The organism is Pseudomonas sp. MDT1-16, assembly GCF_054898115.1.
In genome coordinates this window covers 3,354,670-3,378,155 of the sequence record NZ_CM142717.1, presented here as the reverse complement: position 1 = coordinate 3,378,155, position 23,486 = coordinate 3,354,670, and the positions used below count along the sequence as shown (strand labels likewise).

22 protein-coding genes and 5 pseudogenes are annotated in these 23,486 nt (G+C 58.7%); 10 read left to right on the top strand and 17 right to left on the bottom strand.

All coding sequences use genetic code 11. The features are described from left to right. Window positions 1–9: 9 nt before the first annotated feature. From ACYZT3_RS15400 to ACYZT3_RS15355, 10 genes and pseudogenes are all read right to left on the bottom strand, one after another. Complete coding sequence (locus ACYZT3_RS15400; RefSeq protein WP_282378349.1) at window positions 10–1,080, bottom strand: ABC transporter ATP-binding protein; 1,071 nt, start codon at window positions 1,078–1,080, stop codon at window positions 10–12. After that, complete coding sequence (locus ACYZT3_RS15395) at window positions 1,077–2,675, bottom strand: ABC transporter permease (protein ID WP_282378351.1); 1,599 nt, start codon at window positions 2,673–2,675, stop codon at window positions 1,077–1,079. The genes ACYZT3_RS15400 and ACYZT3_RS15395 overlap by 4 nt, the downstream gene beginning before the upstream one ends. A gap of 3 nt (window positions 2,676–2,678) precedes the next feature. Then, window positions 2,679–3,692, bottom strand: coding sequence for an iron ABC transporter substrate-binding protein (locus ACYZT3_RS15390; protein WP_462030219.1), 1,014 nt, complete (start codon window positions 3,690–3,692; stop codon window positions 2,679–2,681). A gap of 143 nt (window positions 3,693–3,835) precedes the next feature. Next, window positions 3,836–4,396 carry a PqiC family protein gene (locus ACYZT3_RS15385; RefSeq protein ID WP_282378355.1) on the bottom strand — a complete coding sequence of 187 codons (561 nt, stop codon included), beginning with the start codon at window positions 4,394–4,396 and terminating at the stop codon, window positions 3,836–3,838. Between the two features lie 16 nt (window positions 4,397–4,412). Next, window positions 4,413–6,068, bottom strand: a complete 1,656-nt coding sequence (locus tag ACYZT3_RS15380; protein WP_282378357.1) for a PqiB family protein — start codon at window positions 6,066–6,068, stop codon at window positions 4,413–4,415. Beyond that, on the bottom strand, window positions 6,049–6,705 hold the full coding sequence (locus tag ACYZT3_RS15375; RefSeq protein WP_282378360.1) for a paraquat-inducible protein A: 657 nt from the start codon (window positions 6,703–6,705) through the stop codon (window positions 6,049–6,051). Before ACYZT3_RS15375 ends, ACYZT3_RS15380 begins: the two co-directional genes overlap by 20 nt. Then, complete coding sequence (locus ACYZT3_RS15370) at window positions 6,702–7,298, bottom strand: paraquat-inducible protein A (RefSeq protein ID WP_282378362.1); 597 nt, start codon at window positions 7,296–7,298, stop codon at window positions 6,702–6,704. Before ACYZT3_RS15370 ends, ACYZT3_RS15375 begins: the two co-directional genes overlap by 4 nt. 137 nt (window positions 7,299–7,435) lie before the next feature. Continuing rightward, window positions 7,436–8,737, bottom strand: coding sequence for an NAD(P)/FAD-dependent oxidoreductase (locus ACYZT3_RS15365; RefSeq protein ID WP_282378364.1), 1,302 nt, complete (start codon window positions 8,735–8,737; stop codon window positions 7,436–7,438). Further along, window positions 8,734–9,822 carry a polyamine ABC transporter substrate-binding protein gene (locus tag ACYZT3_RS15360; RefSeq protein ID WP_282378366.1) on the bottom strand — a complete coding sequence of 363 codons (1,089 nt, stop codon included), beginning with the start codon at window positions 9,820–9,822 and terminating at the stop codon, window positions 8,734–8,736. The genes ACYZT3_RS15365 and ACYZT3_RS15360 overlap by 4 nt, the downstream gene beginning before the upstream one ends. 129 nt (window positions 9,823–9,951) lie before the next feature. Then, a pseudogene (locus ACYZT3_RS15355) lies at window positions 9,952–11,309 on the bottom strand (glutamine synthetase family protein). A 161-nt stretch (window positions 11,310–11,470) separates the two neighbouring features. Between ACYZT3_RS15355 and ACYZT3_RS15350 the strand changes: the two are divergent. Then, window positions 11,471–12,373 (top strand): helix-turn-helix domain-containing protein, encoded by a 903-nt coding sequence (locus tag ACYZT3_RS15350; RefSeq protein ID WP_462030218.1) that lies wholly within the window; start codon window positions 11,471–11,473, stop codon window positions 12,371–12,373. A 77-nt stretch (window positions 12,374–12,450) separates the two neighbouring features. Here the strand turns inward: ACYZT3_RS15350 and ACYZT3_RS15345 are convergent. Continuing rightward, a pseudogene (locus ACYZT3_RS15345) lies at window positions 12,451–13,071 on the bottom strand (mechanosensitive ion channel family protein); the annotation flags it as partial. 151 nt (window positions 13,072–13,222) lie between these two features. Between ACYZT3_RS15345 and ACYZT3_RS15340 the strand changes: the two are divergent. Further along, window positions 13,223–13,678: a YMGG-like glycine zipper-containing protein gene (locus tag ACYZT3_RS15340; RefSeq protein WP_282378372.1), complete on the top strand. Its 456-nt coding sequence runs from the start codon at window positions 13,223–13,225 to the stop codon at window positions 13,676–13,678. Here the strand turns inward: ACYZT3_RS15340 and ACYZT3_RS15335 are convergent. Genes ACYZT3_RS15335 through ACYZT3_RS15325 form a run of 3 tightly spaced genes read right to left on the bottom strand, consistent with a single transcriptional unit; the run spans window position 13,663 to window position 17,369 of the window. After that, window positions 13,663–14,691, bottom strand: coding sequence for a DUF2955 domain-containing protein (locus ACYZT3_RS15335; protein WP_462030217.1), 1,029 nt, complete (start codon window positions 14,689–14,691; stop codon window positions 13,663–13,665). The genes ACYZT3_RS15340 and ACYZT3_RS15335 overlap by 16 nt on opposite strands. Further along, window positions 14,681–15,820, bottom strand: coding sequence for an HlyD family secretion protein (locus ACYZT3_RS15330; protein ID WP_282378377.1), 1,140 nt, complete (start codon window positions 15,818–15,820; stop codon window positions 14,681–14,683). Before ACYZT3_RS15330 ends, ACYZT3_RS15335 begins: the two co-directional genes overlap by 11 nt. Then, complete coding sequence (locus ACYZT3_RS15325) at window positions 15,813–17,369, bottom strand: efflux transporter outer membrane subunit (protein ID WP_462030216.1); 1,557 nt, start codon at window positions 17,367–17,369, stop codon at window positions 15,813–15,815. The genes ACYZT3_RS15330 and ACYZT3_RS15325 overlap by 8 nt, the downstream gene beginning before the upstream one ends. A gap of 118 nt (window positions 17,370–17,487) precedes the next feature. On the opposite strand from ACYZT3_RS15325, the gene ACYZT3_RS15320 reads away from it, so the two are divergent. Continuing rightward, entirely contained in the window at window positions 17,488–18,012 is a 525-nt protein-coding gene (locus ACYZT3_RS15320) for a transporter suffix domain-containing protein (protein WP_282378381.1), read from the top strand. Window positions 18,013–18,169: 157 nt separating this feature from the next. Here ACYZT3_RS15320 and ACYZT3_RS15315 read toward each other — a convergent pair whose 3' ends face one another. Next, window positions 18,170–18,475 (bottom strand): hypothetical protein, encoded by a 306-nt coding sequence (locus ACYZT3_RS15315; protein ID WP_462030215.1) that lies wholly within the window; start codon window positions 18,473–18,475, stop codon window positions 18,170–18,172. Window positions 18,476–18,806: 331 nt separating this feature from the next. Between ACYZT3_RS15315 and ACYZT3_RS15310 the strand changes: the two are divergent. The 3 genes and pseudogenes from ACYZT3_RS15310 to ACYZT3_RS15300 form a co-directional block, all read left to right on the top strand. Continuing rightward, a pseudogene (locus ACYZT3_RS15310) lies at window positions 18,807–19,030 on the top strand (DUF1365 family protein); the annotation flags it as partial. Between the two features lie 130 nt (window positions 19,031–19,160). After that, window positions 19,161–19,364, top strand: a pseudogene (locus ACYZT3_RS15305) (SAM-dependent methyltransferase); the annotation flags it as partial. Window positions 19,365–19,417: 53 nt separating this feature from the next. Further along, a complete protein-coding gene (locus ACYZT3_RS15300) occupies window positions 19,418–19,747 on the top strand; it encodes a DUF2878 family protein (protein WP_462032378.1) in 330 nt (109 codons plus the stop codon). A gap of 117 nt (window positions 19,748–19,864) precedes the next feature. Here the strand turns inward: ACYZT3_RS15300 and ACYZT3_RS15295 are convergent, their stop codons facing one another. Then, entirely contained in the window at window positions 19,865–20,383 is a 519-nt protein-coding gene (locus ACYZT3_RS15295) for a DUF3833 domain-containing protein (protein WP_282378420.1), read from the bottom strand. 19 nt (window positions 20,384–20,402) lie between these two features. Further along, window positions 20,403–20,954 carry a chalcone isomerase family protein gene (locus tag ACYZT3_RS15290; RefSeq protein ID WP_282378421.1) on the bottom strand — a complete coding sequence of 184 codons (552 nt, stop codon included), beginning with the start codon at window positions 20,952–20,954 and terminating at the stop codon, window positions 20,403–20,405. A 367-nt stretch (window positions 20,955–21,321) separates the two neighbouring features. Here ACYZT3_RS15290 and ACYZT3_RS15285 point away from each other — a divergent pair. From ACYZT3_RS15285 to ACYZT3_RS15270, 4 genes and pseudogenes are all read left to right on the top strand, one after another. Next, a pseudogene (locus ACYZT3_RS15285) lies at window positions 21,322–21,849 on the top strand (thiol-disulfide oxidoreductase DCC family protein). A 108-nt stretch (window positions 21,850–21,957) separates the two neighbouring features. After that, entirely contained in the window at window positions 21,958–22,392 is a 435-nt protein-coding gene (locus tag ACYZT3_RS15280; protein ID WP_282378494.1) for a GTP cyclohydrolase I, read from the top strand. A gap of 40 nt (window positions 22,393–22,432) precedes the next feature. Next, window positions 22,433–23,143 (top strand): SDR family NAD(P)-dependent oxidoreductase, encoded by a 711-nt coding sequence (locus ACYZT3_RS15275; RefSeq protein WP_462030214.1) that lies wholly within the window; start codon window positions 22,433–22,435, stop codon window positions 23,141–23,143. A 14-nt stretch (window positions 23,144–23,157) separates the two neighbouring features. Beyond that, window positions 23,158–23,463 (top strand): DUF6482 family protein, encoded by a 306-nt coding sequence (locus tag ACYZT3_RS15270; RefSeq protein ID WP_282378423.1) that lies wholly within the window; start codon window positions 23,158–23,160, stop codon window positions 23,461–23,463. Window positions 23,464–23,486 lie beyond the last annotated feature (23 nt).

The window sequence follows — 23,486 nt, the reverse complement described above, 5'->3', positions numbered from 1 at the left end:
GGACGGGACTCAAGGTTCGCGCAGTACGTGGGCATGGCCGATCGTCGAGACGTGAACCGCACTGCCAGCGGGTGGCGCATACAGGCCCGAACTGCGCACCATTAATGATCGACCAGGCTGTTCTCCGCAAACCAAAGACTCCAATTCCACCGTCAACGTGCAGGTATTGCCGCTGAAATCACGCTCGGTCACGACGGCGCGGCACCCGGCAGCCTTCGTCGGGCTGGGCTGGAGGCTGATGAGTTGCAGTTGCTCGGGGCGCAGCATGATTTGCGCTGATCTGTTGTTCCGGTGGTTGTTCACCGGTATACGGCCGAGATCGCAATGAGCCCAGCCGGCTTCGATTCTGGCGGGCATGACCACGGCATCCCCCAGAAACAGCGCGGTTTGTTCATCGTCGGGGTAGCGGTAAAGATCCAGCGGATGGCCTGACTGCACCAGCCGACCGTCGCGCATCACCGCCAGCTGATCGGCAAACGACAAGGCCTCACTCTGGTCATGGGTGACCAGAATGGTGGTCACGCCGGCGTCTGTCAGCAGCCGTGCGACCATTTTGCGCATGGCGCCCCGAAGTCCAGTGTCGAGGGCCGAAAACGGCTCGTCCAGCAACATCAAGCGCGGCTGTTGTGCCAACGCCCGCGCCAGCGCCACGCGTTGTTGCTGGCCGCCGGAGAGTTCATGGGGCCAACGGTTGGCCATGTTTGCATCCAGCGCCACGCTGTCCATCAACTCCGCGATTCGCTCCTGTTTTGCGCCGCCCTTGATCGAAAGCCCGAAACCGATATTGGCGGCCACGGTCATGTGCGGGAACAGGGCGCCGTCCTGGGGAACATAGCCAATCAAACGCTGATGCGCCGGGACTTCGTGGGTGTCGTCGACGAGCGTTTGGCCATTGAGTGATAAACGGCCCGTGTCCGGGAATTCGAAGCCGGCGATCATCCGCAACAGCGTGGTTTTTCCTGAGCCGGACGGGCCGACGATGACCGTTCGGCTGCCCGCGGGCACCGACAGGTTGATGCTTTCCAGCGCTTGATGGGCGCCGTAGGACTTGGATATGGAATGGAGTTCAAGAGCGTTCATCGGCCAGCCGTTCGTTTGGATTGGTGGTAAAGAAGTCCGGTTAACGGAAGCGACAGCAGGATCATCAACAGGGCGTAGGGCGCCGCGGCGGCGTAATCGATTTCGCTGGTCATGGCCCAGAATCCGGTGGCCAGGGTGCGCGTGCCGTTTGGGGCGAGCAGCAGGGTGGCGGTCAACTCATTGGTAATCGCCAAAAATACCAGCGCGGCGCCTGCTGCAGCGCCGGGCGCGGCCAGGCGCAGGGTGATCAGCCACAATGCCCGGGTGGGTGAGCGGCCGAGGCTGCGGGCCATGTTTTCCAGCTCTACCGGCGCCTGGGCGATACCCGCGCGCAAACTCACCAGGGCGCGCGGAAGAAACATCAGCAGATACGCCAGCAACACCGTGATCGTCGTCTGGTAAATCGGCCGGGCAAAATGGATGGTGATGGTCACCAATGCCAGGGCAACAACGATCCCAGGCAACGAGCTGGTGATGTAGTTGCAGCTTTCCAGCACACGTTGCAACCGGCCCGGAGAACGAATCGACAACCAGGCAATCGGGATGGCGGCGCAGGTGGTGAGGGCGGCACCCGCAACACCGAACAGCAGTGTCTGTTCCAGCGCCGGCAGAAGTTCGGCCATCTGCCAGACCTGCGTACCGCCGGCGACCAGCCAGTGCCCCAAGGTTACCAGTGGCACGCCCAGCGCCAGCGCGCAGGTCGAGATTTGCAGTGTCAGCGCGAGGAGGGTGGCTGCGGATTTCAGGCGCACAACCCGCTGCTCGCGAGCGCTTCCCGACCCGACCCGGGCGTAACGCGCTGTGCCGCGAGCGGCGGATTCTGCGGTGAGCATCACCAGACAACACAGGGCGAGCACGCTGGCCAGCATGTTGGCGGCGGGTCCGTTGAAGGTGGACTTGAACTGATCGAAAATTGCCGTGGTGAAGGTGTCGAAGCGGATCATCGCGTACAGGCCATATTCGGCCAGCAGGTGCAGGCCCACCAGCAAGGCGCCGCCGCAGATGGCCAGGCGCAGTTGTGGGAGCACCACGCGGAAAAATATCGCCCAGGGTTTGAGACCGAGCGATTCGGCAACGTCTTCGATGGCCGGATCGAGACGACGCAGCGTCGCAGCAATCGGCAAGTACAGGAACGGGAAGTAGGCGATGACCGACACCAGAACGCCGGCAAACAACCCGTGAATCGGTGGGACCAGACTGACCCACGCATAGCTGTGAACAAAGGCCGGCACCGCCAGCGGTGCAGTCGCCAACAACGACCACCAGCGCCGCCCCGGCAGGTTGGTGCGTTCTGTCAGCCAGGCCAGAGACAGGCCTAACGTGACGCACAACGGAATCGTGATCACGACCAGTAAAACCGTGTTGATCAATAGTTCAGCGACCCGCGGCCGGAATACCAGCGGCACAAGGGTCGCCCAGCCTGTCTGAAACGAAACGCCGATAACGAAGGCTATCGGCAGCAACGACAGCAGCGACACCAGCACCGACAAACCGATCACCCACGCGCCGCCGCGCCCCGCGAAAATACCGCGGGATCGTCGTCGCAAGTTCGCGGGTATCGCCTCAGCGACACCCGCCGGCAAGGTTTCAGGCATCAATTAGAGCAGTCCGGCCTGAGTCATCAACTCCACGGCTTTTTTACTGTCGAGTTTTGAAGCATCGACTGTCGGCGCGTCGAGTTGCTGCAAAGGCACCAGTTTGGGGTTGGATTCAGCGTTCTTGCCCACGGCGTACTCAAACGATTTGCCGGTTTTGAGGACGGCTTGGCCCTCTTTGCCGGTAATCCACTTGAGGAACGCCTGGGCGTGTTCCTTGTGTTGGCTGGACGCCAGAACGCCGCCGCCGGAGACACTGACAAACGCGCCGGGATCCTTGTGCTTAAAGTAGTGCAGGACGGTATTCTTGCTGTTTTCGCCGGTCTTGGCCTGGTCGCCGAAGCTGTAATAGTGGTAAATCACGCCGCTGTCGATCTGCCCGGCGTTGACCGCTTTCAGTACCGCACTGTTGCCGCGAAAGATCGTGGCATTGGCCTTCAACCCTTTGAGCCAATCCAGAGTGGCAGCTTCACCCTTGAGTGCCAGCACGGCAGCGACGATGGCCTGGAAGTCGGCACCGGCCGGCGACGCGCCCCAACGACCTTTCCAGCTTGGGTCGGCGAGGTCCATCAGCGACTTGGGCAGCTCGGTTTCGGGCAGTTTGCTCGGGTTATAGACAAACACCGTGGAGCGCGCGGCGATCCCCACCCATTTACCATGGACCGGGCGGTAAGCATCGCCGACCTGCTCCAGAGTCGCCGCCGCAACCGGTGCAAACAGTCCCGCGTTGTCGACCAACACCATGGCCGGGGAGTTTTCGGTCAGGAACACGTCGGCGGGGGAGGCGGCGCCTTCCTGCACGATCTGATTGCCCATTTCGGTGTCGTCACCATTGCGTACGGTGACCTTGATGCCGCTTTCCTTGGTAAAACCCTCGATCCAGGATCTGGTCAGGCTTTCGTGTTGGGCGTTGTAGACCACGATGCCATCGGTATCGGCTGCAGACACGTGACTGGCGCTCAGCAGAGCGGTGGTCAGCAGTGCTGTTTTCAGGAAAGAAGGGAAATGGGCATTCATGCGTTGGCAGCTCCTGTTATTTTTTAAAATCATGCGCGTAGATTCAACCGGGACGGTCGTCAATTATTGTAGGTCAATACGAATCATTTGCAGGATTGAGGCGGCGGCAAATGTACTGCGCAGAATGAGAAAAAAACGTCAAATCACTGTGTCGCCGGGCAACCTTTTTGTGTTCCATCCGCTGCCTGGTTAATAAGCGCGGCCAGGCGTTTGACGTTGTTCTGCTGAGCCGCTACCAGTTCATCTATGGAAGGCCCTGAAGGTGTCTGCAACGTGCTGCGGCAAGTGACCAGCGTGTTATCGCTTTCGCCGAGATTGCGCAGACGCCATTTGACGTCAATCAGCGCGTATTGGCCGGGGATCGAGTCAAAACGTTGCACGTCCAGCCGCACCGATACCTTGCGCTGGGGATTGCTGTTGACCAGTTGATCGATCAGGGCCGTTCGCAACTCATCCGACAGGCTCGCGCCCCACCATTCGGTTTCGAGGATGGCCAGGCCGCTGTTGCCCTGACGAATGACGATCTGCGGGCGGTCGACCTGGGGAGGGACGCTGAGTCCCTCAATCTGGATATCCGCAGCGCTGGTCCTTGAGTTGCTACTCGGTTGGGCTGGGGTCAGGGTGTGGAATTGGATCGGCTCACTGCGGCAGGCCGTGAGCAGTAACAACGCGGTGACCAAGGTGATCTTCAACGGAAAAGCCATGGTGATGCTCCTGTGGTCATTTGCGCGGCGGCCCCTGCAGGTCCATCGGCGCGGCATTGTCGGGACGGCCGCGAATCAGCGATTCCGGATGGCGTCCCAGGTAATCCGAGAGTTCACGCAAGGAGCGCGACATGCGTCCGAGTTCGTCCAGGGTCTGGCCTAATTGTTCGCGTTGCGGCGAGTCTTCAGCCAAGGTCGAACTGGCCGATTGCAAGGTCTTGCTGACGTCCGCCAGCGTCGTCTGTACGCCGGGCAGGGTCTTGGCGTTGAATTGCGCCAGGCCTTTACGCAGTTCGACGAGGTTGCTGTCGAGGTTGCCGGCAATGCGCTCGATTGGCAGCTGGTTGATCTTGTTGACCATGCCCTCCAGTTTTTCCTGCAACTGCTCGAGGCTGCCAGGAATGGTGGGGATAGAGACAGGACGGGCGGTCGGATCGAACACGACTTTCTCCGCTTTGGGGTAGAAGTCGAGCGCGATGTACAACTGACCGGTCAATAGATTGCCGCTACGGGCCTGGGCCCGCAGACCGTTGTTGATGAAGCTGCCCATCAGCCGTACGCCTGCGGCTTCGTCGTTGGGGTCATGCTTCAAGGCCTCGAGCATTTTAGTGTGGGCCTGGCCGAGTCGTTGCGGGTAGATCACGATGCCGACATTGACCGGGAAACTGCTCTTTTTCGCGTCGAAATCCAGATTGACCGAGACGACTCTGCCGAACTCTGTGCCAAGGAATTCCACCGGCGCACCGACCTTGAGCCCGCGCAAGGCCTGATCGAAACGCAAACTCAAGAATTGTCCCTTGCCGCTGGGCGGGGCGAGGGCGGTTAGTTGGTCTTCGAACAGATCGAAGGCTTTCTCCTCGGTGGCCGGTTGATCGTTGGGGCTGTATTCCGGAGCGCGGAAGGCGATGCCACCCACCAGGATGGATGACAGCGACTCGGTTTTCACCGAAAAGCCGTTGGCGCCGACATTCACGTCGATCCCGCTGGCGTTCCAGAACCGGGTGTTTTCAGTGACGTAGGCGTCGTTGGGCGCGTGGACGAACACTTCGATGTTCACCCCTTTACCGTCGGCGTCCAGGGCATAGGCCACCACCTGACCCACCGGAATCTTGCGGTAGTAAACCGGAGAGCCGATGTCCAGCGAACCCAGGTCCTGGGTGTGCAAGGTGAAGCGCTTACCCGGCTCGCCATAGGTAATCGGCGGCGGGTTTTCCAGGCCGGTAAAGTTTTTTGCGCGAGCGTTGGACTGGCCGATGTCGGCACCAATGTAATCCCCGGACAGCAGGGTATCGATACCCGATACTCCGCCGGCGCCAATACGTGGACGCACGACCCAGAATTGCGAGTCTTCGCGGGTGAAACTTTCCGCCTGCTTGGCCAGTTTGATGGTGGCGTTGACGCTCTTCTGATCGTTGCTCAGTTCCACGTCCGAGACATGGCCGATCACCACGTTGCGGTATTTGACCTCGGTCTTGTTGGCTGTCAGGCCGCTACCGGTTTTGAACGTGACGGTAATGGTCGGACCTTCCTGCATCATGGTGTGTACGACCAGGGAAATCCCCACCAGCACCGCGACGATCGGCACGATCCATACCAGCGAAACGCTGAAACGACGGGTTTTGACAGGGGCCTGACCGGGGACTTGCGGCGCGTCAGTGGCTTGCGACTTCATCCTTGACCTCCTCGTTTGGGTGATGCCGCTCTTTTTTATCCCAGATCAGGCGTGGGTCGAAACTCATGGCCGAGAGCATGGTGAACACCACCACCAGGCCAAAAAACAGAATGCCCACGCGCGGCTCGATATCGCCCAGCGCCTGGAACTTCACCAGCGCTGCCACTAGCGCGACGACAATCACGTCGAGCATCGACCAGTAGCCGATGAGCTCGACGAATCGGTAGAGCTTCGAACGCTCTTTGCGCGCCCATGAGCTGTCGCGTTGCACGGTGACCAGCAGCAGCGTCAGGGCGACAAACTTGACGCCGGGCACCGCGATGCTGGCGATGAAAATAATCAGAGCAATGTCCCAGGCGCCGTGCTGCCAGAACTCCAGCACACCGCTCATGATGGTGCTGTCGGCACCGGAGCCGAGCATAGTGGTGTTCATCACTGGCAGCAGATTGGCCGGGATGTAGAACACCAGCGATGTCACCAGGTAAGCCCAGGTCCGGGTCAGGGAGTTGCTTTTGCGCCGATGCAGCGGCGCACCGCAGCGTTCACATTCATGGGGGTCATGGGTCATGTCGCAGGCCAGGCCGCAGCGGTGACACAGGCAGAGGTTGAGTTCGTTGGCGGTCGGTGGCGCGTTCATAGGATGTCCCACAGATCGCGAATATCCCGTCCGGCAAGGCGGATCATCATCAGGCTGAGGACCGCCAGGGCAAACAGGCCAATCCCGGGCAGCACGTCGAGCAAACCTGCGAGTTTGAACACCGCCACCATGGCCCCCAGCAAGCACACTTCCAGCATGCTCCAGGGCCGGAGTATTTCCAGCCAGCGCATGCAGAACCTGAAAGCGGGCGAGCGTCGCTGCACGAGCGCGAAGCTCAGGACCCAGATCAGCAGGACTAACTGGAAAATGGGCGCGATGATGATAGAAATTGCCGCCACCATGGCAATAAACGTGATCGGCCCATGACTCAGGGCCAGCACCGAATCCCAGAGCGTCGCGCTGTTTTTCAGGCCCTTGAGGCTGATGCTCATAACCGGATAGAAATTGGCGAAAATCCACAGCACCGCGGCGGTGAAGGTCAGGGCCAATCGCTGCTCCACCGACAGGCCGTTATAGCGCTGCAGCACGCCGCCGCAGCGCATACAAAGGGTTTTCTGATGTTTGGCGAGCGTGACTTTTTCATACACGCAGTCGCAGTGCTCGCAGATGATCAGTGGGTCAGTCGTAGCCATAGGCCGCACTCGCGAGGACACAGGGAAGTCAGAGCACTTCCTCAATATAGAAGCGCCTCGCGATTGAGCAAATTAAAAGGCTGCTCAATGGGATAAGTAGGGGCGGTGCGCTAGGGCACCGCGAGGGTGGAGGGCGGTCAGCCCAGGAGTTCGCGCAGGCGATACCAGAACATGCCGAGCGCCAGCAGCGGAGAACGCAGCATAGGTCCGCCGGGAAAGGTCATGTGCGGCACGGCGCTGAACACGTCAAAGCCCTGACTGTGTCCGACATGGATCGCTTCGCCCAACAGCTTCGCGCACCAGTGGGTCACGTTCAGGCCATGACCGGAGTAACCCTGGGCGTAAAACACGTTCGGGTGCTGGCTCAAGCGCCCGACCTGTGGGAAGCGATTGGCCGAGATGCCGATCTTGCCGCCCCACTGATAGTCGATGCGCACGTTGGCCAGTTGCGGGAAGACCTTGAGCATGTGCGGGCGCATATAAGCTTCGATGTCCGCCGGATCACGCCCGGAATAATGGCAGGCCCCGCCGAACAACAAGCGTCGATCTGCCGAGAGCCGGTAATAATCCAGGCCGATTTTCTGGTCGCAGAGCGCCAGATTCTGCGGGATCAATTGCGCTGCAACGTCGGGCGTCAACGGCTCGGTGGCGATAATGTAGCTGCCTGCCGGAAGCACCTTGCCGCTCAGTTTCGGTTCGAGTTCTTCCAGGTGAGCGTTGCACGCCAGCACCAGGCTGCCGGCGCGTACCGTGCCGCCGGCACAGCGAACCTGCACGGTGCTGCCATGGATCAACTCCAGCACCGGGCTTTGCTCGAAAATCTGCACCCCGAGAGATTCGGCGAGCCGCGCTTCGCCGAGCACCAGGTTGAGCGGGTGCAAATGACCGGAACCCATGTCGACCAGACCGCCGGCATACACGCCGGAGTTCACCACCTGCTGACGGATTTGCTCCGGCCCGACGAGTCGGGTTTCGTGGGCGTAGCCCGATTCGACAAGGCCTTGCTGCTCAACCTTGAACGCCGCGAACTGCGCTTTGGTGTTCGCCAATTCGCAGAACCCCCAGCGCAGGTCGCAATCAATCCCATGTTCACGAATGCGGTTACCCACGAGCGCTACCGATTCGACGCCCGCACGCTCAAGGTAACGCACGCCGTCCTCACCGATGTAGCGGGCGAAACCACTGACGTCATGCCCGATACCGCGGATCAGCTGCCCGCCGTTACGCCCGCTGGCGCCCCAGCCGATCCGCTGGCCCTCCAGCAGAATGACCGAGAGCCCGCGCTGAGCCAGTTCGATCGCGGTGTTAACGCCGGTAAAGCCGCCGCCGATGACACAGACATCGGCTTCAAGATCTGCGGCCAGCGAGGGGTAGGGCGCCATGCCATAGGCCGACGCCGCGTAATAGGAGCGAGCATGTTCGTTGCTGTACTGATTCATTTGTTGGACTTCACTTTGCTCCAGGAGCGGGTCATCAAACGCATGATTGCCTGGGGCGGAGTGGTCGAAATGTAGAGTTTGTCGAGGACTTCCTGCGGTGGGTATACCTCAGGATTGTTGACCAGCTCCGGGTCCATGTACTGCTTGGACGCCGGATTCGGGTTGGCGTAACCGACCGAGGCGCTGACCTTGGCAATCACTTGCGGGTCGAGCAGGTAATTGATGAAGGCGTGAGCTTCTTTCGGGTTGCTGGCGTCTGCGGGGATCGCCAGCAGGTCGAACCACAAGTTACTGCCTTCCTTGGGAATCGCGTACGCGATGTTCACGCCGTTCTTGGCTTCCTTGGCCCGATTCGCGGCCTGGAACACGTCCCCCGAGTAACCGAAGGCCACGCATATATCACCGTTGGCCAGGTCCGAGACGTACTTGGACGAGTGGAAGTAGGTGATGTAAGGCCGGATGCTGAGCAACTTGGCCTCGGCTTTTTTGTAGTCTTCAGGGTTTTCACTGCGCGGGTCCATGCCCATGTAGTTGAGGATCGCGGGGAACACTTCATCGGCCGAATCCATCATCGACACACCGCACTGACTGAGCTTCTTCAGATTCTCGGGTTCAAAAAACACTGCCCAGGAATCAATGTGATCGATGCCCAGCACTTGTTTGACCTTGTCGACGTTGTAGCCAATGCCGTTGGTGCCCCACAGGTATGGGACCGAGTGCTCGTTGCCCGGATCGTTTTTCTCCAGCAGCGCCAGCAGTTTCGGGTCGAGGTTTTTAAAGTTGGGCAGTTGCGAACGATCAAGCTTCAGGAACGCACCGGCTTTCACCTGGCGGGCGAGGAAGTGGTTGGATGGCACCACCACGTCATACCCGGTGCGGCCGGCGAGCAATTTTCCTTCCAGGGTTTCGTTGGAGTCGAACACGTCGTAGATCACCTTGGTCCCGGTTTTCGCCTGGAAGTCGACGAGGGTGGTCTCGCCAATGTAATCGGTCCAGTTGTAGACGCTGACCGTTGGCTGAGCCTGCGCAACGGCGCTGAACAACAACGCCAGTGCGACCGGAACCACGGATTTCAATAGACGCATATCGACACCTCTTCGAATGATCGTTCCCACGCTCTGCGTGGGAATGTAGCCCGGGACGCTCTGCGTCCCAAAACGGACGTGGAGCGTCCGGTGAGGCGTTCCCACGCAGAGCGTGGGAACGATCAAGTGCTAGACGCTGAGCAGCAGGAACTCACGCTCCCACGAGCTGATCACGCGCTTGAAGTTCTCGTGTTCGGCGCGCTTGACCGCCACATAGCCGCGGACGAATTTGCTGCCCAGATAGCGGCCGATGGTTTCGCACTCTTCCATCTGCGTCAGCGCGTCTTCGATGGTGATCGGCAGGCGCAGGTTGCGCCGTTCATAGGCGCGACCTTGCACCGCAGCGCTGGGTTCGATGCGCTCGACCATGCCCAGGTACCCGCACAACAGGCTCGCTGCGATGGCCAGATAAGGGTTGGCGTCGGCCCCCGGCAAACGGTTTTCCACGCGCATCGCATCGGGTGTGGAGGTCGGCACACGCAGACCCACGGTACGGTTTTCTTCGCCCCATTCGACGTTCACCGGCGCCGAAGTGTCCGGCAGGAAGCGGCGGAACGAATTGACGTTGGGCGCGAACATCGGCAGCACTTTGGGAATGTACTTTTGCAGGCCACCGATGTGGTGCAGAAACAGTTCGCTCATCTGCCCGTCGGCATCGGCAAAGATCGGCTGGCCGGTGGCGATGTCCACGACGCTCTGGTGGATATGCATGGCGCTGCCGGGCTCATCGCCAATCGGTTTGGCCATGAAGGTCGCGGTGACGTTGTGCTTGAGGGCCGCCTCGCGCAGGGTTCGCTTGAACACGGTGATCTGGTCGGCCAGGTCCAGTGCGTCGCCATGACGGAAGTTGATTTCCATCTGCGCCGGGCCGTCCTCGTGGATCAAGGTATCGAGGTCCAGACCCTGAAGTTCGCACCAGTCGTAAACGTCTTCAAACAGCGGGTCGAATTCGTTGGCGGCGTCGATGGAAACGACTGGCGACCACTTTCCGCACGCCCCGAACGACCCAGCGGCGCCTTGAGCGGCAAGTCCGGATCTTCGCAGCGCTGGGTCAGGTAAAACTCCATTTCCGGCGCGACAATCGGCCGCCAGCCTTTGTCGGTGTACAGCTGCAGGACTTTCTTCAGTACGTTGCGCGGCGACAGCTCGATCGGGTTGCCGAACTTGTCGAAGGTGTCGTGAATCACGATAGCGGTGGGCTCGATGGCCCATGGAATCACGTAAACCGCGTCGGAAACGGGCTTGCAAACCATGTCGATGTCAGCCGGGTCGAGCAGGTCGTAGTAGATGTCGTCATCGACAAAGTCCCCGGTTACCGTTTGCAACAGCACACTTTCCGGCAGGCGCATGCCTCGCTCATGCAGGAACTTGTTGGTGGGTGCAATTTTGCCGCGTGCAATGCCAGTCAAGTCGCTGACCACACACTCGACTTCGGTAATCTTGTGATCTTTCAGCCACGTGAGCAACTGATCGAAAGGGACATTCATAAAGACCTCGTTATTGGTTTTATTAACGCCGGGGAGGCGGGTTTCATCCACCACACACTTCCCCTGTGGCGCGTTGACGACTATCTTGGGCGAGCCTTGACGTTCTATCTATCCACTTTCAGCAGCACCAAAACGCACCAAACGAGTGCGTAAGGTCACCCATGACAACGTGCAACCCCTTACAAGTCCAAGCGTTCAACACCGCCGACGTGGCCGAGCAAATCCGCGCCACACCGGGTTGGGTGCAGCATTATCAGCAAATGTCGCCGGGACATTTCGCAGGGAGGGTGCGCTATCTGGACCTGCAAGGCGTGGAGATTTACGAGGAACACATGAACACGCGGGTCGAACAGAGTTTCAGCGCCCCTGAAGGCTCGCTGGCGTTCTGTTTCGATCGCAGCGACAACGCGCTCTACGTGTTGAATGGTGAAAGCCGCAACATCTGGATCACCCCGGAGAACTACCAGGAAATCGCCGTGGTGTTCGGTCCGGCGTTCGTTCAGCGTCACGGTCTGAATGTGGCCAGGCTCGAAGGCCTGTTCATGGCGCCACTGAACTCGGGACAGAACGCGCTGTTCAGTCGCTGGCTCAGCGGGACGTTAACCCGACTGGCGCAGACGCTCGATCCACCGAGCAAGGACGCGTTGACCCAGCAGTTGGTGGAAGACTGCCTGTACATCCTCGACAACGCGTGTGTGTGCCTTGATCGCGGAGGTCTACAGCGCCGCGCCGAAGAGCGATCGGTGATGAAACGCATCGGTGAGTGGGCGGCTGATGCCCCGGAAGAAACCCTGAACCTGCTGGAGCTTTCGCAGGTCGCCGGGGTTTCACTGCGTCAATTGCAGCATGCGTTCAAGGCCTATACCGGGATGACCCCGACCCATTGGCTGCGCTTGCGCCGACTCAACAGTGCGCGCCGAGAACTGCTCAGCCGCACGGCCAAGGACACCACGGTGGCAGATGTCGCGATGCGTTGGTCGTTCTGGCATTTAGGAAGATTTTCCAGCAGTTATCGGGCGTTATTTAAGGAATTGCCGAGTGAAACGCTGAAGCGCAGTCGTTAATGTCATGGCGCAGGAACAGGCTTGGCCAATTCGATGCCGGCCGCACTCAATCGCTTCAGGATCTGCAATTAGGCGGTGTACAGCAGGGTTTTGACTTGTTCGGGGTCGATATCCAGAGGGAACACCAGCTCGAGTGTGGACACCCCTTGGGCGCTACCGCCAATGGTCACATTGGGAAGGTTCTGGGAAATCAGCTGGGAGTTGGGCACGATCAAGATCGAGCGGTCACTGAGCTGTATCTCGGTGGCCCTGACATTGATTCGCCGGATATCACCTTCGACCCCGCTGATGCTGATCAGGTCGCCGACCTTGACCGGACGCTCGGTGAGCAGGATTAACCCGGATACGAAGTTCTTGACGATCTCCTGCAAGCCGAAGCCGATCCCCACCGACAACGCACTGACGATCCAGGCCAGATTCGTCCATTTGACGCCCGATGAAGACATGTAACCGACCAGCAGGCCAAAAATCGAGATCAAAACAGCGATGCTGACGCCGCTATAAATCACACCCGCCAGCGTAGTACCAGATTCAGGGGCTTCCCCGGCAATGACCATCGCGCGGCGGGTTTTACTGACGCGTAGCAATAACGCGCCAATAATCAAGATGACGACTAATGACACGACACCACGGCTGAAGAGAACCACCTGCGAACTCATCCCCGTCGCATTGGTTATTTGTACCAGCGATATGAGTATCCAGCCTTAATTGCACGCCGCGAAAAATTGTTATTCGACCGCACAGCCCCCGTGGAGTGGGGGGCGAGGAGGGGTGATCTACAATCTTCTGTGTTGAACTCGGTTCAGAATCACGGTGTGTGGAGTAGCAAGGGCTCTTTAGGAGGTCATCATGAGAACGTTGTCGTCGATTAGTCTGTGCATCGCACTGTCGGTTTCCTCGACCCAGGGATGGGCGGAAACGGTCGTGCCGATGAAAGGGCAGAGTTCGCAACAAACCCAAGTGGACATCACCGATTGCCACAACATCGCGGCCAGTCAGAGCGCCTCGACTGCACCGCCTCCTGCCGGTGGAAGGCTGAAGGGCGCCGCTGTGGGCGCTGCCGCAGGGGCTGCGGGGGCGCAGGTGCGCGGCCGTCAGCACGACGAGTTTTATGATCGCGTCGATGATGACGTGAAGCAGGACTATCGCCAGAACCAGGCAAAAGGAACCGCGACAGCGGGCGCGGTGGTCGGTGGCTCACGCCAGCGTCAGGAACGCCGGGCACAGCAGAAAACCAGTGCCGCGACCAGTTCAACGGGCTACACAAGCTGCCTGCAAGGGAAGGGGTATCAGGTTAATCCTTGAGCATTATTTGGCTGCCGCTGATCGAGCAGATGAACCATCAGACAGGCATACAGCGTCACGGCGATGAACAAGCCCATGCGCACGGCAAACGCGGTGTAAACGTCCTTGCCCGCTGCGCTGTCCTGAACCGATTGGCCCAGCAGGATAATCAGCGTGATCAGGCTATTGAGCCAGAACCCCGGACTCAATCGCGTGGGATTCAGGGCATACAGCTTGCGCGCCACTATCAGGCCGAACAGCAGCATCCACAGAAAGAACATCCATAGATGTACAAACAGGCTGAGGGCACACCAGAACAGAATGGCCAGCAAGCCACCGAGCAACGTTGAACCGACCAGTTCACGACCGGCATGGCGTGTGGTCGTCGTCGAGCTTTGCTGACCCAGGCTGACCGCCTTCAAGATGATCGGCAGATAACTGGCCGGATCGATCAGCGCCAGCAGGAATGTCGGCAGCACGATCAGGGTGGCACGCAGCGCCACTCGACCGACTTCTTCGTCCGGTAGAACCGGAGGAGGCGGTGGTGACGGGGCATTGATCGGCTCGGGAAACAGCCAATGACTGAGTGCCAGCACTATGACGGCCAGGAGCAACCCCTTGACCAACGCATCGATGACCATCGCGGCCAAATCGAAATCCGCCACACCGGCCGAAGAGATCATGGTCAGGCCAATCACCAGAAAAGTGACAATCAGATTGTTACCGCCACGCAGTCCAAAACGAAAAGCCAGGAACAGACTGGCGCCGATCAGTAACACGCCGCTGAAAGGGTAATAACGTAGGATCGGGATCAATAACAGGCCGACGCCAGTGGTCAACATCGCGGTCAGTGCGAGCACTACTCCAGCCTTAAATGGCAGCGCACGATTGAGCGTGGCCAGCAGCAGCAAGCAAAGCACTGGCGCGATAAACGGGATCGGCAAACCCAGGCCGAAACTGGTCGCCAGGCACAACGCCGTGCCGGTGGCGAGGCGCAGTGCGCGTTGAACCCGGGGGGGGCGTTCAGTAGGCATAGGACAGCCAACTCATCAGTCCCAGGAATACGCGACCGAGCGGGTTGAGCGGGTTGCCCTGGGTGGGGAAGGCCATGACTTCGGCCTGTCCACCGGCCCGGATGGCGTGACTTTCACGCAGAGTGTTTATTGAGTCAGTAGAAAACTCGATAATCACCGGGAAGCGCTGTGCCGGACGCAGCCAGTCACGGCTGTTCTGCACACTGGGCAACGTGCCGGGCGCAGGCGTCTGACCCACGCTGACACCGTAGCCGACACTGCGCACGCGGCCCTCGAAAACCTGGCCTGGCAACGCATCCAGTACTATCGCCACCGCAGTATCGGGCTTCACCAGGCCGAGGTTGTTCTCGGTCATGTCCGCACTGATCCACACATCGCGGATGGCGATCAGGGTCATGACCGGGGTACCGGCCGCTGCGAATTGCCCAACGTCAGTGCGCAGGTCCGTGATCAGGCCGGCCGAGCGCGCGCGAATCTGCGTATTGGCCAGGTCCAGTTCGGCTTTTGAGAGCGCCGTGGCGGCGCTGCGCAGCAGGGCGTTCTCTTCGTCGCTGCCACCTTCCTGCTCTTGCGCACGCTGAACTTCGGCACGGGCGGCGGCCACCTGGCTGACCGCCTGTTCATGGTTGGCGCGGGACACTTCAAGCAGGCGCACGGATACGGTGCCCGGGTCTTCGCGATACAAACCTTCAAGACGCTGATTGTCCTGTCGGGCCTTGCGTTCGTTGGCCTGAGCAGCACGCAAGGACGCTTGCGCCGACGCGATTCCGGCAGTGCTGGCACCGATCTGCCGGCGCGTCGACTCAAGGTCAGCGCGCGCGCGATCGACGGCAATCTGATAGGGCTGAGAATCCACCTCAAAAAGGACTTCGCCGGCCTTGACGTCCTGGTTGTTACGCACGTTTACACGGGTCACTCGGGCTGCCACTTCCGCGGCCACCGGAATCACAAAGGCACCCACCCGTGCCTGCTGCGTATAGGGTGTGAAGCGGTCCGCCAACAGGTACCAGGCCAGGCTCAGGATGATCAACAGCAACACCCACTTGATGCCTTTTTTCGCCGAGTCGGGGGCCGGCGCTGGCGCCTTGGAGGAGGGCGCGTCGGGGGAGGGCTGCGCGGCTTCACTCATCTTTTTTTACCTTCTGTGGGATGGGAAAGGCTGGCTGCGCAGCGGTAGGCTCACTCAGAATATCGCCCCAGTCCGTGCGTTTTTCCATCTGCTTGCGGGTAAGGTAGTCAACGTTCGGCTGGGCGCTGTACCAACCGCCGCCCAGGGATTTGTACAGCGCAATCACATTGCTCACCGCGTTGCTGCGAGCGATCAAGTAGTTGTCCTGCTGTTCGAACAATGCGCGCTGCGCATCCAGCACCCGCTGGAAATCCGAATACCCTTCGCGGTACAGCGAACTGGCCAACACCAGCGAACGCTTGGCCGACACTTCGGCCTCACGCAGGATTCGTTCACGCTCCAGTGATTTGATCAGGCCGCTGGCGGCATCGTCAGCTTCGCGTGCAGCCTGACGAACCTTGTCGCGGTAGGCCTCGATCAGTTGTTGCAAACGGGCATCCTGCACGCGCACGTTGTTGCTGATCTGGCCGTGGTCGAACAGGTTCCAGCGCAGACTGGGGCCGCCGATCAGGTCCAGGCTTTTGGAGGTGCCCTTCAGCGTGTCGGCCGACCAGACGATACTGCCCAACAAGGTCAGTGACGGGTAGAAATCGCTTTCGGCCACGCCGATCAGCGCCGACTGGGCCGCGACATTGAGCTCGGCGGCGCGCACGTCGGGCCGACGCAGCAGCAAATTGGCCGGAACATCCTGCAACACTGCACGGTCGACCAGCGGGATATATCCTTCATTTTCGATCAACTGCGGCAGCGCGCCGGGCGGCTGACCGATCAACACGGCCAACGCATTGCGGGTGCGCAACAATTGGTCTTCGAGATTGGGGATCGTGCTCAGCGTGCCCAGGTACTGGGTCTTGGCTTGTTGCAGGTCGAGCTCGGCAGTCTGACCGCTGTTGAACAACTTATCGGTGATCTCGAAGCTGCGTTTTTGCTGCCTGGCGTTTTCCCGGGCGACACGCAAACGCGCTTCGGTGGTACGCAGCGAGAAGTAGGTGTCGGCCACTTGCGCCCGCAACAGCACGAGCACGTCTTCATAGTTGGCCTGGGCGGCGAAGTAACTGGCATCGGACGACTCGATGGCACGACTGAAGCGTCCCCAGAAGTCCAGCTCCCAGCCAATGTCAAAACCGGCACTGTATTGCCAGAAATGGCTGTCCTGCGGATTGCTGCCGCCAGATTGTCTTCGATTGAAGTACAGACTATCGGCGCTGGCCTGCTGCAGTTGCGGGTAAAGCCCGCTTTGGGCGATGCCCAACTGGGCGCGGGCTTCCATCACGCGCAGGCCGGCGATCTTAAGGCTGGAGTTGTGTGCATCCGATTCGGCAATCAGGTGGTCGAGAACCGGATCGGCGAAGACTTGCCACCACTGACGCAGATCCGGGTGAAGCCCGCGTTGGCTGGATTGCTGGAGGGCAGGAGTGTTCCAGTGCTTGACCCATTCTTCGCTGGGCGACTGGAAGTCCGGACCCAGCCGTACGCAACCACTGAGGCCGAACACACCCAGCAGCAGGAGCTGGCCTGGCCGATTCAGCAGAGGTCTACTTGGATGCATTAACCCTTTCCCGACCAACGAAGATCACTGGAGCATAGCCGCCCAAATCGACAGGCGGCTGCTACGCTTTTCAAGCTCCTTCACATCTGCTGCAACCGGCTAAAAAGGTACGACGATCATGAATAACACCCAGGGCAGTGTTGAACCTCATTCAGCCGGTTGGCGCTTCAAAGTGGGCATAACCATTATCTGCCTGATGTTGGGGTCCTGGCTGATGGTGCCTGCCGCAGCAGCGGCCGGTGTACCGGGCTCAAAGATCGCTGCGCTGACCGGCGTGCTGTTCATCAGCAACAAGGTTCTGCTGATTCTTGTCATCACCATCATGGGCAAGTCGGGCTTCCAGCAACTCAAACGCAGCGTATTCGGTTACGTGTCCACGCTCGCGCCCAAAGCAGATCTCGAAGTAGGGTCGGCTCGTCATCGAATCGGCATCGTCATGTTTTGTTTGCCGCTGATCTCATCGCTGCTTGAACCCTACGTCGACAGCCTTTGGCCAGGGCTCAGGCCCAACCTCTGGCAGCTTCAAGCGTTGGGCGACGCAATGCTGATCGGCAGCTTTTTTGTGCTGGGGGGAAATTTCTGGGAGAAGGTGCGCGCCTTGTTTATTCGCACCGCTCGTGTGGCAAACACAAATGCGGTGTGAATAAAAAAATCGACATAGCAGCTGTGGGCGAGGGCAATACGGTGCGTCCCGGCTCTAACAACTAGCTCTACTAAAGAGCTATTTAGTTTAGTTATAACTTTTCGCCGCTTTTGTAGGGCAGGGTAACGTGGACATTCCGCTTTCAAAATAACTTGTTTTAGTCTCTTCGTTTTCCCACGACTATAGCGCCGCGGCTGATCGAGAATCCGACGTCACCTACGTAGGTGCCGTTCGATGCTATAGAGCTTTCCGATGTGCCTAGGGAAATCGGAAGGATGTTTACTACATCATAGCCTTCGGCATCGTAGTCGTTGTAGACAGCTTCGAGCTGTTTGGCCATTTCGTCGACATCTACCGTTCTTGGGTCGTAGACATCCTTTTTCGACATTCCCAAAATCCCGCTGGATACCTTTTTAGTTTTTAGGGCGCTGTAGAACCAGGTAGTGATGAATTTTTTCGACATTGATAGCTCCTTGGGCTGGGCGTTTAGGGTTCTTCGTTGAACCGAACGGCTTAAAGGCTATCACGAGAAATGCTGGCTATACGATGGCGCGTGCTGATGATTCGTTTTTTCACAGATGCTTACGATGACTTTCTGCTGTGTGAAATAGCAAGGCCACGCAAGCCATTGATTATCCTGTAGGTACGCATAATGTATATTATGTTAAATGATGTACTTAGGCGGAACTGCGCGCCCGCAGGGAAGGATCTCCAGCCGCGCAGTTGGGGCTGTCCTTCAATCCGATCAGCCTGTTTTACTGCTTCGAATCTGACGGCAGTCCGGCCGCCATCCCATGCAGGACTGGCAGGGCGAGCAAAAAATGTTTGAAGCTGGCTGGGCCTGGAGCGCATCGAACTGACGCGCCAAAGCCTGCACCGCCACCTTCTGGACTTCCCCTGGATGACCGGCAAGACCCTGCTCGGCATTTATTGGCAGGCCCTGCGTCTGCTGCTTAAGCGTCTGCCGCTGTTTTCCCATGAAGCCGCCAGCGGTGAATACTCGACGGTGAGCGCCTGAGCTTCGGCGAGTCTGGCGCTGTTCTGCATGGCGAGATCGAAGTGCATAATACGACCCTGTGGTCGATGGTGGCGGTGAATGGCTCAATTGGCGCTGGCGAGGCCTATATTCAAGAGTACTGGAGCAGTCCCGATATGGCTGCAAGGTAACCACCACCCTGCCCCGTGAGCAATTTGCGTACACGAAGCGCCGAATTGAGGAGCAGTGTCTGCAAGACCGCATTACTCTGCTGTTGCAGGACTATCGTGACCTGAAGGGCAAATGCGACAAGCTAGTATCGATTGAGATGATCGAGGCAGTCGGCCACCGCTTCCTGCCCACCTACTTCAAACGCGAGGCCGGTTGTTGCTGAACGCAGGGCTGTTCCAACTCGGTTGGTTTGCCTGCGTGTTTGGTGCGCAACGGCCTTGGACGGCGCTGATTGCAATCGCATGCCTAGCTACACACCTGCTTTGGATTGCCAACGACCCAAATGAATGGCGCATTCTGTTGCGGGTGGCAACCTGCGGTTGGGTCCTGGACAGTATTCTAGTGCACCTCGGGCTGTTCTCCTTTTCAGATACCACTATTGTTCTGCCGCTATGGCTGGCAATGCTTTGGCTGCTTTTCGCCAGCACTTTGCGTCACAGCCTGAACTGGACAAGCGGCCTTGGTGGATGGGCAGCCTACTGGGGGCCTTTGGCGGGCCGCTCTCATATTTGGGCGGCGCTAGGTTAGCAGACGTGGGTCTACCGCTAGGTGTTTGACCTAGCGCTCTGCTAATCGCATTGATATGGGCGATGTTGATGCCGGCGCTGCACCGGATAGCCGGACAGCATGCACGTTGACTCAAGACTACTTGCGGAAGAACAAGGTGATCTGGCCTACCTCCACCCCGAACTTGGTCATGAACGAGCGATTGATCATGGTGTTCTTGTCCATTAGGTACATCCAGTCGTCCAACTGAACCTGATATTCCTTTCCATCCACCGGTAGGCTCAGCACATATCTCCAGCGCAGTGTATTGCCTGCCACCTCACCAAGCGCCTCGCCTACCACGTCGCCAGCGGTTCCGCGCCATTGGCTAGAACCAACTGGAGTTAACGTCCACACCCGTTTTTGCTTAGTACCATCGCTGTAAGTAAATGATTCGTCGAGGATCAGCCTGCTACCTTCGGAGTGGCCATTGATCTCCACGTGGAAGCGCTTCGTGACCTCGCCAGAACGCTTTTGAAACATACCCCAGGCTTCGACCCGCCCCTCGAAGAATTCGCGCAACTCAAGCGTGGGCGTCTCTTGGCTGTAGGTGTGCACATCCACCCGGCTGCAACTTGCAAGGCCAATGCATAGCAGCAATATCCATATCTTCAGCATGTGCATTTCCTCAACGGTCTCAGGGTTTAGCTGCGCCCAACAATTGGGCACGCAGCTCCGGGTTGCGTGTTCGGGGGTCAAGCCAGATGGAAAAAAAGGCTTTGGCGAACGCATCATCCCTCACCACATGCTGTAGGTTCTCGCCGACGTAAAAACGTGCGCCCTCTCCAGGCATATAGACGCCGGTGATGCGGTCACCGGCGCGCACATCGACAAACGCCTGCTGCATCTCCCACTCCCAGCGGGCCATCAGCTCTGAATTCAGGGAGTTGGGCGAAAGGCGACGGATTTCCTTGATGCTGGCCTCAACCAGATCATCGCGACTAATAGCGCGACTGTAGGTCAGCTCTAACGCAAAAGGCACATCCGCATCCAGCGGTTCACCGGCAATCAGGCGAGGGCTCCAGAATTGCGCGTTGTAGATAGAGAAACCGAACACGCGCATCTCCCCGCTACCCAACCGACGAGCATCGGGTAACGCCTCGCGCCAATCAGCAAATAGCTCTGCACTTGGGAGCATCAGAACAAGACAGATAAGGTGGCGGATTAAGCGGTCCGTCTGCATAGCCATGCAAAGACCTCGTTAAGACTCAATAGACGCCTTTAAAAGTTATACCAAATTATTTTTTTGTACAGCTAATACCTCAAAACCGGACTCTCCCCTTAAGAACCGCAGAGATGGAGCGCCATTGGCGCTTTCACAAGCAGGTTTTTGGCGAGCTGCAAAGAGCGTCGATCTTCCGGAGCGAGTGGTTTCAAATCTGGAGGATTCTTCATGGCGGCGATTCGTGTCCTTGAATTGCCGGTGGCGAATGCACCTTAGACTCTTCCCGTGGTTGAACTCAGCTCACAGGAAGAGAAATGGGTATCCCACGCTGTTTGCGCGCCGATAACCTGCGCAGGAGTAGTCGACATTGTCAGTCTGTTTTTTTCGGCCTATCTTATACAAAACTTATACAGAAACGGCCGACACGTACAAGAAAGAGCTTTGGCCACTCACGTTTTACTTTGACGGTGAATGCCCGCTCTGCGCTCGGGAAATCACGTTCCTGGCGCGCCATAGACGCCCGGCTGCGATTTTTGACATCAGTAGCGAAGAGTTCGACGCATGGGCCTTGGGGTTCACGTTCGAGCAAATGCAGTCTTCTCTTCATGCCAGATTCGCTGATGGCCGCTGGATGACGGGCCTGGACACCACCTTGTGAAGCTGGCGAGCCGCCGGCCTGGGTGTCTGGGCCACCCCACTGACATGGCGCGCGATCCGCCCGCTGCTTGCCGTCGGTTATCGCCTGTTCTGCCGCTTACGCCCGCATTTGGCATGGTTGGATGGCAGCCGCCGCTGTCGCGACAACCGCTGTTCGGGGGTGCAGCCAAACTCGGCACCAGTCGGGCCACCTGCACTAAAAATAAAACAGGTTTGGAATCCTTCACGCGGTCATTCACCCAACGAAGAACCTCGGCCATAGGAGCGTTAGCGATGCCTGCGTGACCTGCGTCAAACCTTGAGTGACAAGCACGCCCCTGTTGACAGTAGTGTCCCTTTCATCAAATGCAGCATGGCTGAGAACATCAAAGTGAACCCATGGTTAGCTGAGCATTACCGTGAAATTCTCGTCGGCGTAGGCGAGAACCCTGAGCGCGAAGGACTGCTGGGCACGCCCAAGCGCGCAGCTAAAGCGATGCGGTACCTATGCAATGGTAAGGCTCATGTGGCCTACCTTCCTACCGGACGAGTCTTGGGCCTGTCGAAGGTTGCGCGAGTGGTCGATATGTTCGCCCGACGCTTACAGATTCAGGAAAACCTGACGAAGCAGATTGCCGACGCCATCCAGCACATCACTGATGCCGCCGGCGTGGCGGTGGTCATTGAAGCAAAGCACATGTGCATGATGATGCGGGGCGTAGAGAAGCAAAATTCGGTGATGACCTCATCCGTGATGTTGGGCGCCTTTCACGAGTCATCCACGACGCGTCAGGAGTTCCTGCAACTGATCGGGTGTCGCCATTAACGCCCAGACGGCAATCGTGCTTTTTCTGCGGGAGAGGCAAATGAACAATTCCTTCACGATGAATTCGCTTGGCGATAGCTACCGTGCCTTGGTGATCGGCGCCAGCGGAGGACTCGGCGGGGCTTTTTGTGATTGGCTAAATGCAGACCCACGCTGTGCGGGCGTTCGTGAACTGGCGCGCAAAAGTGTTCCAGGTCTGGATCTAGAAGAGCCCTATAGTATTGCCAGAGCCGCCCTCGAATTAGCGGCCGAAGCACCCTACCAGTTGATTGTGCATGCCGCTGGCATGCTCCATCGCAACGAAATCAAGCCTGAAAAAAGTTATTCCACGATTGAAGCGGATGCGTTTCAGACGGTATTCCAAGTCAACACGCTCGGGCCTGCTCTTGTGTTGCGTCACTTCCTGCCCTTGCTTGATCCACGAGGCGCGATGGCGATGCTCTCCGCCAAGGTCGGCAGTATCGGCGATAACCGGCTGGGCGGATGGTATGCCTATCGCGCCTCCAAGGCAGCGTTGAACATGCTGATTAAAACGGCGGCAATCGAACTGGCGCGCACCCGTCCTCAGACCCGTCTGCTGAGCCTTCATCCCGGCACTGTTATTTCAGGCCTGTCACAGCCCTTTCGGGGTGCCTCTACGGCGAGGCCCGCAAGCCTTGCTGCCCGAGAATTGTTGTCACTGATTGACCGCTTAGCGCCTGCCGACAGCGGCAATTTCTTTGCTTACAACGGAGAACGCCTACCCTGGTAGGCAAGGAGTGCACATTGAATCTGCAAGCGTTGATCGAACAAGCCTCAAAGGGCGAAATCCGTGAGCTGGAGCTGCTGTCACTGGAGGGCGGGTTTTATCTAGCGCGAGTCAGGCTAGACCGCGGCCAGTTCACCCTTCTGGACGATACAGCGAAGCCTATGCACCTGCGCTCCATCAATCACCTGCGCGAATTATTGAAGCTTGTCCCGCCCTTTCCCTGCGTGCTTGTGCAGCAGTGCGTCCACGACGAGATGTGCGGCTCACGTGAGGGGCCCATCGAGTCGTTGCGCATTCCTTTCTCATTGACTACACCTTGGTGAGTTGCATTATTTCGGATACTGTC

Excerpts from the sequence above, each read along its gene's own strand:
- ACYZT3_RS15350 (WP_462030218.1), top strand. The coding sequence starts at position 11,471 with ATGACAACGTGCAACCCCTTACAAGTCCAAGCGTTCAACACCGCCGAC.
- ACYZT3_RS15390 (WP_462030219.1), bottom strand. The coding sequence starts at position 3,692 with ATGAATGCCCATTTCCCTTCTTTCCTGAAAACAGCACTGCTGACCACC.
- ACYZT3_RS15385 (WP_282378355.1), bottom strand. The coding sequence starts at position 4,396 with ATGGCTTTTCCGTTGAAGATCACCTTGGTCACCGCGTTGTTACTGCTC.
- ACYZT3_RS15275 (WP_462030214.1), top strand. The coding sequence starts at position 22,433 with ATGAACAATTCCTTCACGATGAATTCGCTTGGCGATAGCTACCGTGCC.
- ACYZT3_RS15365 (WP_282378364.1), bottom strand. The coding sequence starts at position 8,737 with ATGAATCAGTACAGCAACGAACATGCTCGCTCCTATTACGCGGCGTCG.
- ACYZT3_RS15395 (WP_282378351.1), bottom strand. The coding sequence starts at position 2,675 with ATGCCTGAAACCTTGCCGGCGGGTGTCGCTGAGGCGATACCCGCGAAC.
- ACYZT3_RS15375 (WP_282378360.1), bottom strand. The coding sequence starts at position 6,705 with ATGAACGCGCCACCGACCGCCAACGAACTCAACCTCTGCCTGTGTCAC.
- ACYZT3_RS15360 (WP_282378366.1), bottom strand. The coding sequence starts at position 9,822 with ATGCGTCTATTGAAATCCGTGGTTCCGGTCGCACTGGCGTTGTTGTTC.
- ACYZT3_RS15370 (WP_282378362.1), bottom strand. The coding sequence starts at position 7,298 with ATGGCTACGACTGACCCACTGATCATCTGCGAGCACTGCGACTGCGTG.
- ACYZT3_RS15320 (WP_282378381.1), top strand. The coding sequence starts at position 17,488 with ATGAATAACACCCAGGGCAGTGTTGAACCTCATTCAGCCGGTTGGCGC.
- ACYZT3_RS15315 (WP_462030215.1), bottom strand. The coding sequence starts at position 18,475 with ATGTCGAAAAAATTCATCACTACCTGGTTCTACAGCGCCCTAAAAACT.
- ACYZT3_RS15295 (WP_282378420.1), bottom strand. The coding sequence starts at position 20,383 with ATGCTGAAGATATGGATATTGCTGCTATGCATTGGCCTTGCAAGTTGC.
- ACYZT3_RS15340 (WP_282378372.1), top strand. The coding sequence starts at position 13,223 with ATGAGAACGTTGTCGTCGATTAGTCTGTGCATCGCACTGTCGGTTTCC.
- ACYZT3_RS15400 (WP_282378349.1), bottom strand. The coding sequence starts at position 1,080 with ATGAACGCTCTTGAACTCCATTCCATATCCAAGTCCTACGGCGCCCAT.
- ACYZT3_RS15325 (WP_462030216.1), bottom strand. The coding sequence starts at position 17,369 with ATGCATCCAAGTAGACCTCTGCTGAATCGGCCAGGCCAGCTCCTGCTG.
- ACYZT3_RS15290 (WP_282378421.1), bottom strand. The coding sequence starts at position 20,954 with ATGGCTATGCAGACGGACCGCTTAATCCGCCACCTTATCTGTCTTGTT.
- ACYZT3_RS15330 (WP_282378377.1), bottom strand. The coding sequence starts at position 15,820 with ATGAGTGAAGCCGCGCAGCCCTCCCCCGACGCGCCCTCCTCCAAGGCG.
- ACYZT3_RS15335 (WP_462030217.1), bottom strand. The coding sequence starts at position 14,691 with ATGCCTACTGAACGCCCCCCCCGGGTTCAACGCGCACTGCGCCTCGCC.
- ACYZT3_RS15380 (WP_282378357.1), bottom strand. The coding sequence starts at position 6,068 with ATGAAGTCGCAAGCCACTGACGCGCCGCAAGTCCCCGGTCAGGCCCCT.